Here is a 15,817-nt window from a genome sequence, read left to right as displayed (position 1 = left end):
ACCGACTCGATGCCGCTTCCGCCCGCCATGTCACAGCGCGCACGTGAGTTCACCGGCCCACCGGTCCCGGCCCGCCCGGCGGCCACGGTGGTCCTGCTCCGGCCGCACGCCGACACCTTCCAGGTCTACGTCCTCCGCCGGGCCTCCACCATGGTCTTCGGCGGCCTCTACGCCTTCCCGGGCGGGACCGTGGACCCCTCGGACCGTCCCGACACCATCCGCGCCGACTGGCCCGCGCGTCTCGGCGTGCCCACCGAGGAGGCGCACGCGGTGGTCGGCGCCGCCGCCCGGGAACTCTTCGAGGAGACCGGCATCCTGCTGGCCGGCCCGCTCGCCGAACCGGATCACACGGCCGCCGCCACCGACGGCGTCGACTGGGAGACCGACCGCGCCGCCGTCCAGCGCCGCGAGCTCACCATGACCGAGCTGCTCGCCGGGCGCGGCATGCGCCTGCGCGACGACCTGCTGCTGCCCTGGGCCCGTTGGATCACCCCGGACTTCGAGCCCAAACGGTTCGACACCTGGTTCTTCGTGGCGCTGCTCCCGGAGTCGCAGACCGCCCGCGACGTCTCCGGCGAGGCCGACCGCACCGCCTGGATCACCATCGAGGACACCGCCGGCCTGCCGATGCTGCCGCCCACCCGGCGCACCCTCGACCAGCTGGCCGCCTGCAAGACCATCCCGGACGTCGTCGCCGCCTCCGCCCACCGCGACGCCGCGACCCCGCTCAACCCCCGCATCGAGGTCACCCCCGACGGCCAGGTCACCCTCCACATCCCGTCCTGATCCCGGCTCAGTTCAACCCGATTCGGCCCGGATCAACCCCACAGAACCGCCTTTTGTACGCGGAGGGCAGCCAAGCACAAAATCCTGGCCGTCCCGCCCGCTCCGCGCGAGCACCTGCCGAATCCAGCCTGTGCCGCGCCCGCCGGGCGCAGATCGCTACTCCAGCCACCCTTCCCACGTGACACCCCTCCAACCCCACCGGCGGCGCACTCAACGCCCCCCGCAAAACGCCGCCGGTGTCGAGGCAAGTGATTTCCCGACGCCAGCGGGGTGTGCTGGCGGCGGGAAATCACCTGCCTCGACACCGGTTACAAGGCGTTTTGCCGCGGAGCGAAGCGGAGCCATCAGGCACAGCTTTGCCGCGGAGCGAAGCGGAGCCATCAAACACATCTAGCCGAAGCGGCCCGTGATGTAGTCCTCGGTCTTCCTCTGGGACGGGTTGCTGAAGATCTTCTGGGTGTCGTCGTACTCGATCAGGCGGCCCGGGTCGCCGGTCTTGTCGATCGAGAAGAAGCCGGTCTTGTCGCTGACCCGGGCGGCCTGCTGCATGTTGTGCGTGACGATGATGATCGTGAAGCGGTCCTTCAGCTTGAACATCAGGTCCTCGATCGCCAGCGTCGAGATCGGGTCGAGCGCGGAGCACGGCTCGTCCATCAGCACGACCTGCGGCTCGACCGCGATGGTGCGGGCGATGCAGAGACGCTGCTGCTGGCCGCCGGAGAGACCCGCGCCGGGCCGGTCGAGACGGTCTTTGACCTCGTCCCACAGGTTCGCCGAGCGCAGCGACTTCTCGGCCGCCTCGTCCAGCAGCGACTTCTTCTTGACGCCGTTGAGTTTGAGGCCGGCGACCGCGTTCTCGTAGATCGACATGGTCGGGAACGGGTTGGGCCGCTGGAAGACCATGCCGATCATGCGCCGGACGGCGGTGACGTCCACGTCCGGGTCGTAGATGTTCTGGTCGTCGATGGTGAGGCGGCCCTCGATGCGGGCGCCCGGCAGCACCTCGTGCATGCGGTTGATGGACCGCAGGAACGTGGACTTGCCGCACCCGGACGGGCCGATCAGAGCGGTGATCGTCTTCGGCTCGACCGTCATCGAGACGCTGTCGATGGCCTTGAACGAACCGTAGTAGGAGGAGACGTTGCTCGCCTCGATGCGCTTTGCCATGGCGGGGTACACCTTCTTTACCGGGACAGTTTGTTGCGTCGGGCGAGCAACTTGGCGGCGATGGTCAGGATCAGGACCAGCGCCACCAGGGTCAGCGCGGCGGTCCAGGCGCGGGCCGGCGCGTATCGGGAGGCGTCTCCGGCCTGCTGGTAGACGAAGAGCGAGAGGGACTGCTGGTTCCCGCCGAACGGGTCGAAGTTGATCGCCGCCGCGCCGCCGGCGACCAGCAGCACCGGGGCGGTCTCGCCGGCCGCGCGGGCGACGGCGAGCATGACGCCGGTGACGATGCCGGGCAGGGCGGTCGGCAGGACGACCTTGAGGATCGTCTTCCACTGGGGGACGCCGAGGGCGTACGAGCCCTCGCGGAGCGGCCCGGGCACCAGGCGCAGCATCTCCTCGGTGGAGCGGACGATCGTCGGCAGCATCAGCACGGCCAGCGCCAGTGAGGCGGCGAAGCCGGAGAACCGCGGCTGCCCGTCGTTGAACCACGGGCTGACGATCAGCACCCAGAACGACAGGATGAACAGGCCGGCCACGATCGACGGGATGCCGGTCATCACGTCGACGAAGAAGCGGACCGTGCCGGCGAACTTTCCGCGGCCGTACTCGACCAGGTAGATGGCGCCGAGCACGCCGAGCGGCACCGCCATCAGGGTGGCGATGCCGACCTGCTCCAGGGTGCCGATGATGGCGTGGTAGGCGCCGCCCAGCGGGTCCCGGGCGCCGATGTTGTTCATCGAGGTGCTGAAGAAGTTCGCGTCGAGGCGCTCGATGCCTTTGGAGACCAGCGTCCACACCACCGAGGCGAGCGGCAGGATGGCCAGGACGCACGCGGAGTAGATGAGCGCCTGCATGGTGCGGTTCTTGGCGGCCCGCCTGCCTTCCACCCGGCCGGCGGCGAAGTACAGGCCGACCAGGTAGAGGACGGCGCCGACCACGACGGCCAGCACCCAGTTGCCGATCCCGGTGCCGAGCACGACCACCGCGGCGACCGCGAAGGCGGCGACCGCGACGAGCACGTTGGTGACGACCGGGAGCTTGCGGCTGCGGATGTTGTCCGGGGTCATGACGACGCCCGGCACCTGACGTTCCAAAATGCTCATGCGGCACTGTCCCGGAACTCGCGACGGCGGTAGATGATCGCGCGCGCCGTCATGTTGACCACCAGCGTGATGACGAAGAGCACCAGACCGGAGGCGATCAGGGCGCCGCGGCCGGTCTCGTTGGCCTCACCGAAGGCGTTCGCGATGTTGGCGGCGATCGAGTTGCCGCCGTTCTCGATCAGGTTGACGTTGATTTTGAAGGCGATGCTGAGGGTCAGCGCCAGGGCGATGGTCTCGCCGAGCGCGCGGCCGAGGCCGAGCATCACGGCGGCGATCACACCGGGCTTGCCGTACGGCAGGACCGCGGTCCGGATCATCTCCCAGCGGGTGGCGCCGAGGGCCAGGGCGGCCTCCTCGTTCATGCCCGGGGTCTGCTGGAACACCTCGCGGGAGAGCGAGGTGACGATCGGCAGCACCATGATCGCCAGCACCAGGCCGCCGAGCATGATGGACTGGCCGAACGGGCCCTCGCCGCCGAAGAGCGGGATCCAGCCGAAGTACTCGTTGAGCCAGATCGAGAAGTCGCGGACCGGCTCCTGGAACACGTCCCGGCCCCAGAGACCGAAGACGACACTGGGCACCGCCGCGAGCAGGTCGATCACGAAGCCCAACGGGGTCGCCAGGCGCCGCGGCGCGTAGTGCGACAGGAAGAGCGCGATGCTCAGTGCGATCGGCACCGCGACGATCAGCGCGATGATCGAGCTGAGGACGGTGCCGAAGGCGAGCGCGGCGATACCGAAGACCGGTTCCGTGTCGTTCGGGAACCACGTGAGCTCGGTCAGGAAGCTCGCGTTGTTGGCCTGGAGGGCCGGCACCGCCTTGGAGATCAGGAAGACGGCGATGGCGACGATGATGACCAGCACCATCGCACCGGCGGCCGTGGACAGGCCACGGAAACCCGTCTCTATCGAGAAGCGGGTCTTCTTGGGCAGTGCGCCACCGCCACCGAGCGGGGGCTCGTTGTAGTTGCTCGGGGAATTGCCGTAGCCGGCGCCTTGAGCGTGACGCGGGGTCACGCCCAGGTCGCCGGCGGTGGCGTTCACCGAGCGGGAAGGGTAGTCACCCATCTGCGCGCTCGCTGTCGTCTAGGAGGGCCGCCGGGAGGAAGATCGACGGATGGGTCAGGAGATCTTGGCGACCGAGTCCGCGACCTTGGTGCGGAGGGTCTCCGGCAGCGGGGCGTAACCCAGGTCCGCGAGCGCCTTCTGGCCCTCGCTGCTGGAGGTGTACTTCAGGAAGGCCTGGACCTCCTTGGCCTTCGCGCTGCCCTTGCTGCACGCGATCTCGTAGGTCACCAGCACGATCGGGTACGCGCCGGGGGTGGTGGTGGCGTAGTCGAGGCTGAGGGCCAGGTCGCCGTCGGTGCCCTTGATCTCGGCGTTCTCGAAGGTCTTGCCGGCGCTCTCACCGGACAGTTCGACGTACTCGCCGGCGCCGTTCTTGATCTTCGCGGTCTGGAGGCCGCTGTTCTCGGCGAACGACAGCTCGACGTACGAGATGGTGTTCGGGGTGCCCTTGACCTTGGTGGCGATGCCGTCCGACTTGGAGACGCCGGTGCCGCCCGGGGCCTTCCACGCCTTGGCGTTGCCGTAGGTCCAGTCCGCCTCGGCGGTCTTGCTCAGGTATTTGGTGAAGTTGTCGGTGGTGCCCGACTCGTCCGCCCGGTGCACCGTCTCGATCTTGGCGTCCGGCAGCTTGGCGCCGGTGTTCTCCGCCGCGATCGCCGCGTCGTTCCACTTGGTGATCTTGCCGCCGAAGATCTTCGCGATGGTGGCGGAGGACAGCTGGAGGCCGTCGACGCCCTCGACGTTGTAGACGACCGCGATCGGGCCGATCACCATCGGGAGGTTGAGCGCCTTGCCACCGGCGCACTTGGCGTCGGCCTGCGGCTGCTCCTCCTCCTTGAGGGCCGAGTCGGACCCGGCGAAGTCGGCGGTGCCGGCGATGAAGGCCTCGATGCCCGCGCCGGAGCCGGTGCCCTGGTAGTCCACCTTGGAGTCGGCGCACGTGGTCTGGTACGCCTTGATCCAGTCGTCCATGGCGTTCTTCTGAGCGGTGGAGCCCTGCGCCGTCAGGCTGCCGCCGACGCAGTCGCCCGGCGCCGCTGACGAGGTGCCGCCGGCGGACTCGTTGTCGGACCCGCACCCGGTGAGCGCGATCGCCGCAGTCAAAGCAATGCCGGCCACGAAACCGGACCGCTGGAGCTTCACGGTAGTCCCTTCGGGGTTATGCAGCCGGTCTCTCACCGGCTCACACCCGAAAAGCTAAGAAGGCCAGGTGACCGGATTCCCGGCCGTAAATGAACTGGGAGTGAACACGTAAGTCCCAGAAGGTAGCCATCCCCCTAGAGGCAGTTGTCCGTTAAGTGAACTGCGCTCCTGCTACCCGAAATGTCGGGTATATACGGTCAGCCGTGACCTCGGCGAGACAACCGCTTGTCCGTGCCGTTACCGGCGGTAGTTGACGTCGGTCTTGTAGACCTCGAACCCGAGACGCCGGTACAGCTTCACGGCGGCCGTGTTCGACTCGTCGACATAGAGGCTGGAGACCGTCAGACCGGCCCCGGCGAGATGCCGCAGACCCGCCACGCTCAACGCGGCGCCCAGCCCGCGCCGGTGCCCGGACGGGTCGACACCGAGCACGTAGATCTCCCCGATCGCCGGCTCGTCACCGGAGGCCGGATGCACCTTGGTCCAGTGGAAACCGACCACCGTGTCGGCGACGTCCACCGCGAGCAGGAAGCCCTCCGGGTCGAACCAGGGCTCGTCCTCCCGGGTCAGCAGATCCGGGAGGGTCCAGCGGCCCTGCTCCGGATGGTGGGCGAACGCCTTCGCGTTCACCTCGAGCCAGGCCTGCTCGTCGGCGCCGGGACGGAAGGCCCGGACGGTCACGCCCTCGGGCAGCGGGATGTCCGGCAGCGGCTCGAGCAGGGAGCGGCGCATCTGCCACAGCACCCGGGCGCGCTCGAAACCGTTCCGCGCGGCGAAGGCGGCCGCGCCGGGATCGTCACCGTGCGCCCAGAACCGCAGCGGCCCCGAACCGGCGGCGGCCAGCAGCTCGGTGCCCACGCCGGACCGGCGGAACTGGGGATGGACGATCAGCTCGCCGGAGGAGTCCTCCACGAAGGCGTAGCCGGCCAGCCGGTCACCGGCGTAGGCCAGCAGGTGCCGCCCCTGATCGGAGACGCCGCCGCGGACCCGCAGCACGACGTCCTCGGAGAGTGGGTAGACGCCGTCCAGATACCCGGCGGCCGCGGCCAGGGCCAGCACGTCGTCCACCTCGGACGACGACAGCCGACCCGTGGCACGGACCGGCTGTCGCGACGTCATGGCGGAAACTCTAGATCAGACCGGGAGCGAGACGGGCTCGTTGTCCGGCAGCTGGCGGCCCGACGGTGGGACCACGAACTTGTAGCCCACCTGGCGGACGGTGCCGATCATCGACTCGTACTCCGAGCCGAGCTTGGCACGCAGGCGCCGGACGTGGACGTCGACCGTGCGGGTGCCGCCGAAGTAGTCGTACCCCCACACCTCGCGCAGCAGCTGGTCGCGGGTGAAGACCCGGCCCGGGTGCTGGGCGAGGAACTTGAGTAGCTCGAACTCCTTGTAGGTGAGGTCGAGCGGCCGGCCCTTGAGCTTCGCGGCGTAGGTGTCCGGGTCGATGTTGAGCTCACCGGCCCGGATCGAGCCGCCGGCGCCGGCGGTCGCGTTGTTGAGACGGCCGACCGACAGGCGCAGCCGCGCCTCGACCTCGGCCGGTCCGGCGCTGGCGAGGATGACGTCGTCGACGCCCCAGTCCGCGTTCAGCGCGATCAGCCCGGCCTCGGTGACGACCGCGATCAGCGGGACGCCGATACCGGTGGCGTGCAGCATCCGGCAGGTGGCGCGCGCCTCCGAGAGCTCGGAGCGGGCGTCCACCAGGACGGCGTCGGGGCTCGGCCCGGACACCAGGGTCCGCACGTCGCGCGGAGCGGTACGAACCGAGTGGGGCAGAAGGTCCAGAGCGGGCAGTACGGCAGAAGGCTCGCCGGCACGTGCCGTGACCAGCAGAAGGATCTCCACACTCACCTCCGTCCTCGCGGCACAGGCCGCTCGGGTGACCCGGTCTGCGCAGCACGCGAGGCTTCGCCACCGGAGTTTGGGGCCCGGCGTCACCGACGGGTGGGTTGCGGTTACCTTAACCGAAACATCAGGCTGAACACCCGGGTCGAACTCGCAAGTGATGTAGAGAACGCGTCGAAGGTGGCCGAACGGCCGATCCTTAACCGGCTTTTTACCCGAGGAATGCCACGCCCGGCGATTGGGTCCGCGGACCCGGGTCTGGCACGATCGCAGTCGTGTTTCCCTCCATGCCGAACGACGACCCGTGGGACGCCGAAGCCTCCCAGCAGGTCGCCCGGATGAATCCAGGCCGCCCCAAGGCCGGGTTCTACGGCGCTGTCCCCGAAGAGGAGAAGGACGACCGTCCCGACTCCACCGATCACGAGGACGACGAGTTCGACGAGATCCCGATAGCCCCGGTTCGGCCGAGGCTGTCGGCCGCGATCGGTGGCTTCGCCGCGCTGCTCGCCGTCGCGCTGATCATCGGGGCGCACGCGACCGGCCCGGGTTCGCGCGTGTCGTACGCGATCGTGCTCTTCGGGGTGCAGTTGCTCGGCCTGCTCGCCTGGACCATGGCCCTGCACCCGCCGGCGGCGGGCGCCACCGCCGCGATCGTCGCGGTGACCGCGCTGGCCGCCGACTACCTGGCGGTCACCGGCGGTGACGCGCTGCTCCCGCTGGTCTGGGTGACGCTCGGCGGTTTCGTGGTGACGCTGGTGGCGCAGCTGATCCGGGCCGGGGACCGGCAACGGGCGAAGGACTCGTGGCGGACCACACTGATCATCGTCAGCGGCGCGACGGCGTACTCGATCATGATTCTGCTGGTCCGTGAGCCGCTCGGCGCCCAGGCCATCCTGGTCTGCTGCACCGGCGCCGGGGTGGCGCTGCTGACCGCCCGGCTGGCCGACGCGGTCTTCCCGAAACCGCGGATCGCGCTCCAGGTGCCGCGCGGCGCGACCGGCATCGTGCTCGGCGCGATGCTCGGCACCCTGGCCGCCTCCCTGCTCGGCAGTTACCTGGTGCTCCCGTTCACCCCGGCCAAGGGCGCGGTGCTGGGCCTGGTCGCCGCGGTGGCCGCCCACCTGATCGACCTGGCCGTCAACTTCGGCGAGGCGGGGCGCCGGCTGGCCGGGGAGGCGCCCACCTTCTGGCTGGCACGGCACATGCAGGGGCCGCTCGGCGGGTTCGCGCTCACCGCGTTCGCGGCGTACTCACTGGTCCATCTCTACCTCACCTGACACACCTGTTTCGGTGAACCCTCGACCCGGGCATGTACGTTCCCCAGGGTGGATGAGCCGGGAGGAACAGTGACCGAGGTGCACGTACCAGGACGTCCCCGCCGTCGTCGTGGGCGCGCCCTGACGGTCGTCGTCCTGACGCTGCTGCTGCTCCTGTTCCTCGGGGTGGTGGTGATCGACCGGATCGGCTCGTCGTACGCCGAGGGCGTTCTCGCCGAGAAGGTGTCCCAGCAGGTCGCCGACCGGGGCGCCACCAGCGGCACCCCGGAGGTGGAGATCGCCGGCGTCCCGTTCCTGACCCAGGTCCTGGCCGGCCGGTACCAGGAGATCCGGATCACGCTGCCGGACTTCTCGGCCCCGACCGACACCGACGTCACGGTGCGGATGGACGCGCTGGACATCCGGGCCGCCGACGTCAGCGCGCCGCTCAGCGCCCTGCGCGACGGCACCGGTGACGTGACGGCGAAATCGGTCACCGGCACCGGCACCATCGACTACGACCTGATCGCCGAGGCGACCGGCCAGCCGGGCCTGACCCTGGCCGAGAAGGACGGCAAGGTGGTCGGCACGGCCGAGTTGAAGATCTCCGGCCTGCAGACCGTCGCACTGGCCGGCGCCGCCGACCTGAGCGTCGTGAAGGGCAAGGTTCAGGTGCGTTTCTCCGACGTGACGGCCAAGGACGTGGCGCCCAACCCGTTCGTCCAGGGCCAGATCGATTCGTACGTGAAGCAGATGACGTTCACCGTCGACGTCCCGGAACTGCCGATGAACCTCCAGGTCCAGGAGCTGACCCCGCTGCCCGAGGGCCTGCGGGTCACGTTCGGCGCCAGCGACGTGGCGCTCACCGGGGCGGGCGCCTGACCGGGTCGCGCCTTCCCGGATGGTGGTCGGTGCTGTTCCGCTGGCTGAGCCCGCTGGTAGGGTCGTTTCCCATGAGCCTGTTGCTCACGAAAAGGCGCGCGGTCGACCTGTGCCGCGTGGCCGCGTGCCTGTGTCGCCCCGTCCACTGACGGGGCCACCCGGTGCTGAGCACCTTTTCTGATAGCCCAGGGCTTTTCTAGCCCGGCAGTGGCGCCGTCGCACAAGCAGCCCGTGATCCCAACCACCCATGGGTCCGCGCGGAGTGCGACTGAACAGGACACTTCCGTGCGCTGACTCACCCATCACCCACCATCAGGGAGTGAACCGATGAGTCGCGACACCGCACTCGTCTCGGCCGACTGGGCCGAGGAGAACCTGGAGACCCCGGGTCTCGTCTTCGTCGAGGTCGACGAGGACACCACCGCCTACGACGGCGGCCACATCCCCGGCGCTATCAAGATCGACTGGAAGAAGGACCTCCAGGACCCGGTCCGGCGCGACTTCGTCAACCAGGAGCAGTTCGCCGCTCTGCTCTCCGAGCGCGGCATCTCCAACGACGACACCGTGATCCTGTACGGCGGCAACAACAACTGGTTCGCGGCGTACGCGTACTGGTACTTCAAGCTGTACGGCCACGAGGCGGTCAAGCTGCTCGACGGCGGCCGCAAGAAGTGGGAGCTGGACGCCCGCGTCTACACCAAGGACGTTCCGGTCCGCGCGAAGACCAGCTACGTCGCCAAGGCGCCGAACCTGGAGATCCGCGCGTTCCGTGACGAGGTGGTCCAGGCCATCGGCGTGAAGAACCTGGTCGACGTGCGCAGCCCCGACGAGTTCGCGGGCCGCCTGCTCGCCCCGGCGCACCTGCCGCAGGAGCAGTCCCAGCGGGCCGGCCACATCCCGACCGCGATCAGCGTGCCGTGGAGCAAGGCCGCGAACGAGGACGGCACCTTCAAGTCCGACGAGGAACTCGCCAAGATCTACGGTGAGGCCGGTCTGGACGGCGGCAAGGACACCATCGCGTACTGCCGCATCGGCGAGCGCTCCTCGCACACCTGGTTCGTGCTCAAGGAGTTGCTCGGTCACGAGAACGTGAAGAACTACGACGGCTCCTGGACCGAGTACGGCTCCCTCATCGGTGTGCCGATCGCCCTCGGCGACGAGCCCGGAAAGGCCTGATCATCATGACCGTTCCCACCACCGCGAACACCGCAGCCGGTTGCGCCGCCCCCGACCAGTCCGCGCCCCTCCCCAGCAGCGTGGACCTGGCCAAGGAGACGGTGATCACCGGCATCGTCCGCAACGCCGACAGCGAGGCCGTCGGCGGCGCGTACGTGCGGCTGCTCGACTCCTCCGGCGAGTTCACCGCCGAGGTGGTCTCCTCGCCCGAGGGCGTGTTCCGGTTCTTCGCCGCGCCCGGCTCCTGGACCGTGAAGGCCCTCAGCCGGCACGGCAACGGCGAGCTGGCGGTCGACGCCGTGCTCGGCGTCAACGAGATCGCTCTGAACGTGGCCACCGCCTGACCCACGCTCTGTTGAAAGGGCGGGACCCCTCGGGGTCCCGCCCTTCTCTCATGCCACTCCGGTGGTGACCACCTCGGCGTGCGGTGGGATCTCCGGACGCCGCCGGGACAGCCGCCGGATGCCGGTGTTGAGCACCGCGATCAGCGGCACCGCCACCAGCGCCCCGATGATCCCGGCCAGCACCACACCGCAGGCGATTCCGATGATCACCGCGAGCGGGTGCACCGACACCGCCCGGCCCATGATCAGCGGCTGGAGCACGTGCCCCTCGATCTGCTGGACCAGGATCACCGCGGCCAGCGTGATCAGAGCGACCACCCAGCCCTCGTCGACCAGCGCCACCAGGACCGCGACGACACCGGACACGCTGGCGCCGACGATCGGGATGAACGCGCCCAGGAAGACCAGCGCGGCCAGCGGGAAGGCGAACTCCACCTCCAGCACCACCAGCGCCAGGCCGATGCCGACCGCGTCGATGAAGGCGACCAGCACGGTGGCCCGCACGTACGCTCCCAGGGTGGCCCAGGAGGCGTCGCCCGCGTCGGCCAGCGACCAGCGCGCGTTCACCGGGAAGAGCCGGACGATGAACCGCCAGATCGACCGGCCGTCCCGCAGGAAGAAGAACGTCGCGAAGAGGACCAGCAGCAGGCCGGTGACCAGCTCCGCGATGGTCGCCACGGTGGCGATGCCGGTGGAGGTCAGCGACGTGGTGTTCGCGTTGATCCACTCCTGGCCGGCGTCGATGCCCTGATCCACCTGGGCGTCGGAGAGATGCAGCGGCCCGGTCCGCGCCCACTGCTGGATCTGCCGGACACCGGCGCTCGCGTTCTCGGTCAGTTTCGGCACCCCGGCGATGAACTGGTTCACCACCAGCGTCAGGGTGCCGACGACCGCGGCGATCCCGGTGACCATCACCAGGAACGTGGCGAGCGACCGGGGCAGGCGCAACCGCAGCAGCCAGCCCACCGCCGGGCCGAACAACGCCGACAGCAGCAGCGCGATGGCCAGCGGAATCATCACGATGCTGACCATGCCGATCAGCTTGAGCAGCGCCCAGCCGATCACGCCCACCACGATCAGGCGCCAGCTCCAGGCCGCCGCGATCCGCAACGGCTGCGGCACGTCCGCGTCGTCCCGGCTGGCCGTCGAATGATGCGTGAGCTCCGGCGCGGGAGGTGGTGCGATGAACTCCTCGTACCGGTCGGCCTCCTCCTCGGCACGGTCGGGCCGGCCCTGCCGCACCGAGTCACGGCCGGAGTCGTAGGCCTTCCTCAGGTTGTCCCGGACCCGTCGGAAGCGGTTCAACCGCCATACCCCCTCGAATCTCGAATGCGCGGTAATCACGCTAGTACGCAGGCGTCCGTATCGCCTTACCCCGCGACGACGGGAATTGGTGGCGGCGTACCGTCTGCAATCGTGAGTGCCGACACCGCCCGTACCGAGACCGGATTGCCGATCCGGATGCTGCACGACCGCGTCCTCGTCCGTCAGGACGGTGGGGAGGGCGAGCGGCGGTCCACCGCCGGCATCGTCATCCCGGCCACCGCCTCGATGGGACGGCGCCTGTCCTGGGCGACCGCGGTCGGCGTCGGGCCCAACGTCCGGTCGATCGTGGTGGGCGACCGCGTCCTCTTCGACCCGGACGACCGCTCCGAGGTGGAGCTGCACGGCAAGGGCTACGTGCTGCTGCGCGAGCGGGACGTGCACGCGGTCGCGGCCACCCGGGTCGAGCCGGACGGCACCGGCCTCTACCTCTGAGGCGGAAGCGGCGGAGGCGGGCCCATGTAGTAGCCCAGCCGCACCGGCACCGGCATGACCGGCTCCGGCGGCGGCGCCACCGTCCGCACCACCCCGTCCGGGAAGGCGATCCGGTAATACCGCCCGTCCCACCAGGACGGCGGCGTCTGTGGGTCCCGCCCGGCGAAGACCGCACGGTACCCGCTGATCGCCGTCAACAACTCCCGCTCCTCCTCGCCTGCGTGGTGCAGCTCGTACGGAGTCCGCGGGAGCCCCCGCCGCAACCCGTCCCGCAGCAGCGCCAGCCGGGTCGCCGCGAACTGGAAGTCCCGCATCGCGCGGCGCCCCAGCGGGCCGGCGACCCGGGACGCCCACTCCCGGGCGGCGTGCCGGCGGCCGAGCGTGCCGAGGGCGGCCACCTCGGACGGGGCGAACCAGCCGGCGGCGGCGTACTCGTACAGCACCCGCTCGGCGAGGCGGCCCTCCCAGCTGCGCAGCGCGATCGCGAACCCGACCACCAGGAAGAAGAACGGCACCATGAAGCCGAGGTAGCCGTACAGCATGATCATGGTCTCGCCGGTGGCGCCGGCCAGTGTCGGCAGCAGGTTGAAGATGCCGTGCAGGATCATCGCGAGCAGCAGGCCGGCGACCGGGGCGAGCCGCCGGACGGTCCGGTCGCCGGAGCGGGCGGCGATCCCCAGCCCGATCCCGGCCATCGAGGTGAACAGCGGGTGGGCGAAGCCGGTGAACAGGATCCGCACGATGAAGATCAGGAACACGTTCTGCAGGCCGGTGGCCGGACCGTACTCGTCGGCGCCCGCCGCGTAGCCGTGCCCGCCCAGGTAGAGCACGTTCTCCACCATGGCGAAGCCGAGCGCGGAGAGGCCGCAGTAGACGATGCCGTCGGTGATGCCGGACCACTCGCCGCGGCGGCGCCAGAACAGCAGCAGCGGGCCCAGCACCTTCATCGACTCCTCGATGAGCGGGGCCACCAGCACCGCGACCAGCGCGTCCGGCAGGCCCACCCGGTCGAAGAGCCAGGCGGCGCCGCTGTTCACCCCGAGCGCCACCGCGGTCGCCACGGCGGCGCCCCAGGCGAAGCAGTAGACCAGGTACTTCGCGGGTTCCGGCTCGTATCTGTCCAGCCAGACGAAACTGCTGGCCAGCAGCGGAACCGGGAGGATCGCCGCGGTCAGGCCGACGGCCAGGCCGGTGATGCCGATGTTGTAGCCGAGGAAGACCAGCATGAAGACGGCCGCGCCGGCGATCAGCGCGATCACCAGGGCGACCGGCAGCCAGCGCCGCCACCCGGCGGTGCGCCCGGGGACCGGCGCCTTCGCGGCCTCGGTCACCTCGGGATAGGGAGGGACAGCCTCGGTCGTCTCGGGGGCGGGATCGTCGGCCATGCCGCAAGCCTAGTCATCGACCGGTACGACGGCGTGCTCCGTGGGGCCGCCCCCGCCAGCCGACGGCGGCCCGCACCTGACGGGTCGCCTCCGCGTACTCGACGCCGGTGGCCCGCAGCAGGTCGGCCACCGCGGTCCGGGTCTGCGCCACCACCACGCCCCCGGAGTAGCCGACCCCCTCCTGGTAGGCGCGGCCCGACTCGGTGACCGCCCGCAGCGCCCGCTCCCGGGCCGCGACCGGCTCCACACCCCGGGCCCACTCCTGCCGGAGCAGCTCCACGGCGTCACCCAGGTGCCGGACCGACACCGGCAGAACCGCCGGGACCGGCTCGTGGTCGTTGAGCGCGGTGTGCGCCCGGCGCAGCAGCACCCGGACGTTGCGCAGCGAGTAGGTGAGCTGGGGGGCGCCCTCGACGTACTGGGTCAGGGCGCCGCGGGCCCGCCACCGGGCCGGCGCGAACGCCACGTTCTCCCCGGCCGCCTCGATCGCGGACTGGAACGCCGCGAAGGTGTCCTCGGCCGCCCGCAGCCGCTCCAGGGCCGCCTGGAGCACGTCCGGATCGGCGGCGGCCAGCCCGCGTGCCGCGTCGTGCAGGCCGTCGGTGAAAGCACGCAGCGCCGGATCGGCGGCCCGGCGCACCACGGTCAGCGGGTTCAGCGGCAGCAGCACGGTCATCACCACGAGGGCCACCCCACCGCCGACCAGAGCGTCCAGGAAGCGGGTCCAGGGCTGTCCGGTGCCGGAGGTGAGGGTGGCGACCAGCACCGCCGAGGAGGCGGACTGCACGATCAGCGCGGCGCCGCCGCCGGCCGCGGTCGCGAGCAGCACGGCGAGCAGCACGATCAGCCCGATCTGCACCGGGCCGTTGCCGATCAGCAGGATGATGCCGTCGCCCAGGCCGATGCCGACCGCCACCCCGATGACCAGCTCCGCGGTCCGCCGCAGACGCTGGCCCACCGACGAGCCGAGCGCGATCACCGCGGCGATCGGCGCGAAGAACGGCATCGGGCGGCCGAACAGGTCGTGTGCCACATACCAGGCCAGGCCGGCGGCGAGACCGGCCTGCATCGCGAGCATCAGCCCGGCCCGGCCCCGGGCCAGAAACACCGGGACCCGCTTCTTGCCGATCATGACAACAACCTACGTGTCAGGATGCCTGAGTGACCTCTCTGCCCGAAGCTTTCCGGTCCGCGGCCCGCGGCGCCGGCGCCACCGCGAGCGACACGGACCTGGACGCCGCCGCGAACTACCTGCTCGGCCGCTGGACCGAGCCGCAGCGCCACTATCACGACGTGACCCATCTCGCCGCGGTGCTCGAGGTGGTCGACCGCTTCGCCCACCTGGCGCCCCACCCCGACCGGGTACGCCTGGCCGCCTGGCTGCACGACGCGGTGTACGACCCGCGTGCCCTGGGCGACGCCAACGAGCGGGACAGCGCCGAGTTCGCCGAGGGTCTGCTGACCAGCCTGGGCGCCCCGGCCGAGGTGGCCGCCGAGGTGGCCCGCCTGGTGAGCCTGACCGCCGGGCACGCGACCGGGGAGAACGATCCGGACGGCGAACTGCTCTGCGACGCCGACCTGTCGATCCTGGCCGCCGACGCCGACCGGTACGTCCGCTACACCAGCGCGATCCGCCGCGAGTACGCCCACGTCCCCGACGACGCCTTCCGCGGCGGCCGCTCACGGGTCCTCACCGAGCTCCTGAACCTGCCGTCCATCTACCGCCACGCCGAGATCCGCGACCGCTGGGAAGACCGGGCCCGCGCCAACCTTCGGGCTGAGCTGGAGGAACTGGCGTAGGGGTTAAGCCCGACCACAACGCATTTCGCCCGTCGGGGGGGGGGGGGCCCCCAAACGCGCGCGCACCGGGGGGGGGGTGGGGGCCCCCCCCCACCCCAC

17 protein-coding genes are annotated in these 15,817 nt (G+C 70.4%); 8 read left to right on the top strand and 9 right to left on the bottom strand.

Features of this window, described 5'->3' with window-relative positions:
- Positions 1-9 precede the first annotated feature (9 nt).
- Positions 10-786 (top strand): NUDIX hydrolase, encoded by a 777-nt coding sequence (locus tag J5X75_RS24005; protein WP_208469887.1) that lies wholly within the window; start codon positions 10-12, stop codon positions 784-786.
- Positions 787-1,176: 390 nt separating this feature from the next.
- Here the strand turns inward: J5X75_RS24005 and pstB are convergent, their stop codons facing one another.
- The 6 genes from pstB to J5X75_RS23975 all read right to left on the bottom strand — a co-directional run bounded on the left by pstB (position 1,177) and on the right by J5X75_RS23975 (position 7,117).
- Positions 1,177-1,953, bottom strand: coding sequence for a phosphate ABC transporter ATP-binding protein PstB (gene pstB, locus J5X75_RS24000; RefSeq protein ID WP_208469746.1), 777 nt, complete (start codon positions 1,951-1,953; stop codon positions 1,177-1,179).
- A gap of 17 nt (positions 1,954-1,970) precedes the next feature.
- Positions 1,971-3,020, bottom strand: coding sequence for a phosphate ABC transporter permease PstA (gene pstA, locus J5X75_RS23995; RefSeq protein WP_372450942.1), 1,050 nt, complete (start codon positions 3,018-3,020; stop codon positions 1,971-1,973).
- A 32-nt stretch (positions 3,021-3,052) separates the two neighbouring features.
- Entirely contained in the window at positions 3,053-4,123 is a 1,071-nt protein-coding gene (gene pstC / locus J5X75_RS23990; RefSeq protein ID WP_208469744.1) for a phosphate ABC transporter permease subunit PstC, read from the bottom strand.
- A 54-nt stretch (positions 4,124-4,177) separates the two neighbouring features.
- Positions 4,178-5,266 (bottom strand): phosphate ABC transporter substrate-binding protein PstS, encoded by a 1,089-nt coding sequence (pstS, locus tag J5X75_RS23985; protein ID WP_208469743.1) that lies wholly within the window; start codon positions 5,264-5,266, stop codon positions 4,178-4,180.
- Positions 5,267-5,503: 237 nt separating this feature from the next.
- Positions 5,504-6,385, bottom strand: coding sequence for a mycothiol synthase (gene mshD, locus J5X75_RS23980; RefSeq protein WP_208469742.1), 882 nt, complete (start codon positions 6,383-6,385; stop codon positions 5,504-5,506).
- Between the two features lie 15 nt (positions 6,386-6,400).
- On the bottom strand, positions 6,401-7,117 hold the full coding sequence (locus J5X75_RS23975; protein WP_106315799.1) for a winged helix-turn-helix transcriptional regulator: 717 nt from the start codon (positions 7,115-7,117) through the stop codon (positions 6,401-6,403).
- A 275-nt stretch (positions 7,118-7,392) separates the two neighbouring features.
- Here J5X75_RS23975 and J5X75_RS23970 point away from each other — a divergent pair, with 275 nt between their 5' ends.
- The 5 genes from J5X75_RS23970 to J5X75_RS23955 all read left to right on the top strand — a co-directional run bounded on the left by J5X75_RS23970 (position 7,393) and on the right by J5X75_RS23955 (position 10,775).
- On the top strand, positions 7,393-8,394 hold the full coding sequence (locus tag J5X75_RS23970) for a hypothetical protein (RefSeq protein ID WP_307798229.1): 1,002 nt from the start codon (positions 7,393-7,395) through the stop codon (positions 8,392-8,394).
- A 69-nt stretch (positions 8,395-8,463) separates the two neighbouring features.
- Positions 8,464-9,255 carry an LmeA family phospholipid-binding protein gene (locus tag J5X75_RS23965; protein ID WP_307798228.1) on the top strand — a complete coding sequence of 264 codons (792 nt, stop codon included), beginning with the start codon at positions 8,464-8,466 and terminating at the stop codon, positions 9,253-9,255.
- 71 nt (positions 9,256-9,326) lie between these two features.
- The gene (locus J5X75_RS46415; RefSeq protein ID WP_311733677.1) at positions 9,327-9,404 is read left to right on the top strand and encodes an Ms5788A family Cys-rich leader peptide; all 78 of its coding nucleotides are present in this window, start codon (positions 9,327-9,329) and stop codon (positions 9,402-9,404) included.
- A 178-nt stretch (positions 9,405-9,582) separates the two neighbouring features.
- A complete protein-coding gene (locus J5X75_RS23960) occupies positions 9,583-10,431 on the top strand; it encodes a sulfurtransferase (RefSeq protein ID WP_208469741.1) in 849 nt (282 codons plus the stop codon).
- 5 nt (positions 10,432-10,436) lie between these two features.
- Entirely contained in the window at positions 10,437-10,775 is a 339-nt protein-coding gene (locus tag J5X75_RS23955; RefSeq protein ID WP_208469740.1) for a DUF1416 domain-containing protein, read from the top strand.
- A gap of 48 nt (positions 10,776-10,823) precedes the next feature.
- On the opposite strand, the gene J5X75_RS23950 is transcribed toward J5X75_RS23955, so the two are convergent.
- Positions 10,824-12,080, bottom strand: coding sequence for an AI-2E family transporter (locus tag J5X75_RS23950; RefSeq protein ID WP_208469739.1), 1,257 nt, complete (start codon positions 12,078-12,080; stop codon positions 10,824-10,826).
- Between the two features lie 156 nt (positions 12,081-12,236).
- Between J5X75_RS23950 and J5X75_RS23945 the strand changes: the two genes are divergently transcribed.
- Positions 12,237-12,533: a GroES family chaperonin gene (locus J5X75_RS23945; RefSeq protein ID WP_183222745.1), complete on the top strand. Its 297-nt coding sequence runs from the start codon at positions 12,237-12,239 to the stop codon at positions 12,531-12,533.
- On the opposite strand, the gene J5X75_RS23940 is transcribed toward J5X75_RS23945, so the two are convergent.
- Together J5X75_RS23940 and J5X75_RS23935 are read right to left on the bottom strand one after the other, a co-directional pair.
- Positions 12,524-13,918 carry a PrsW family intramembrane metalloprotease gene (locus J5X75_RS23940; RefSeq protein WP_208469738.1) on the bottom strand — a complete coding sequence of 465 codons (1,395 nt, stop codon included), beginning with the start codon at positions 13,916-13,918 and terminating at the stop codon, positions 12,524-12,526. The two genes, J5X75_RS23945 and J5X75_RS23940, sit on opposite strands and share 10 nt — an antisense overlap.
- Positions 13,919-13,931: 13 nt before the next feature.
- Entirely contained in the window at positions 13,932-15,050 is a 1,119-nt protein-coding gene (locus J5X75_RS23935; protein ID WP_208469737.1) for an FUSC family protein, read from the bottom strand.
- Positions 15,051-15,079: 29 nt separating this feature from the next.
- On the opposite strand from J5X75_RS23935, the gene J5X75_RS23930 reads away from it, so the two are divergent.
- Complete coding sequence (locus J5X75_RS23930; RefSeq protein WP_208469736.1) at positions 15,080-15,718, top strand: HD domain-containing protein; 639 nt, start codon at positions 15,080-15,082, stop codon at positions 15,716-15,718.
- Positions 15,719-15,817 lie beyond the last annotated feature (99 nt).

Origin of the sequence: Actinoplanes flavus (genome assembly GCF_017592555.1) — a bacterium.
GTDB lineage: Bacteria > Actinomycetota > Actinomycetes > Mycobacteriales > Micromonosporaceae > Actinoplanes > Actinoplanes flavus.
The sequence above is the reverse complement of the archived record's forward strand: the minus strand, read 5'-3'. Positions and strand labels throughout refer to the sequence as shown.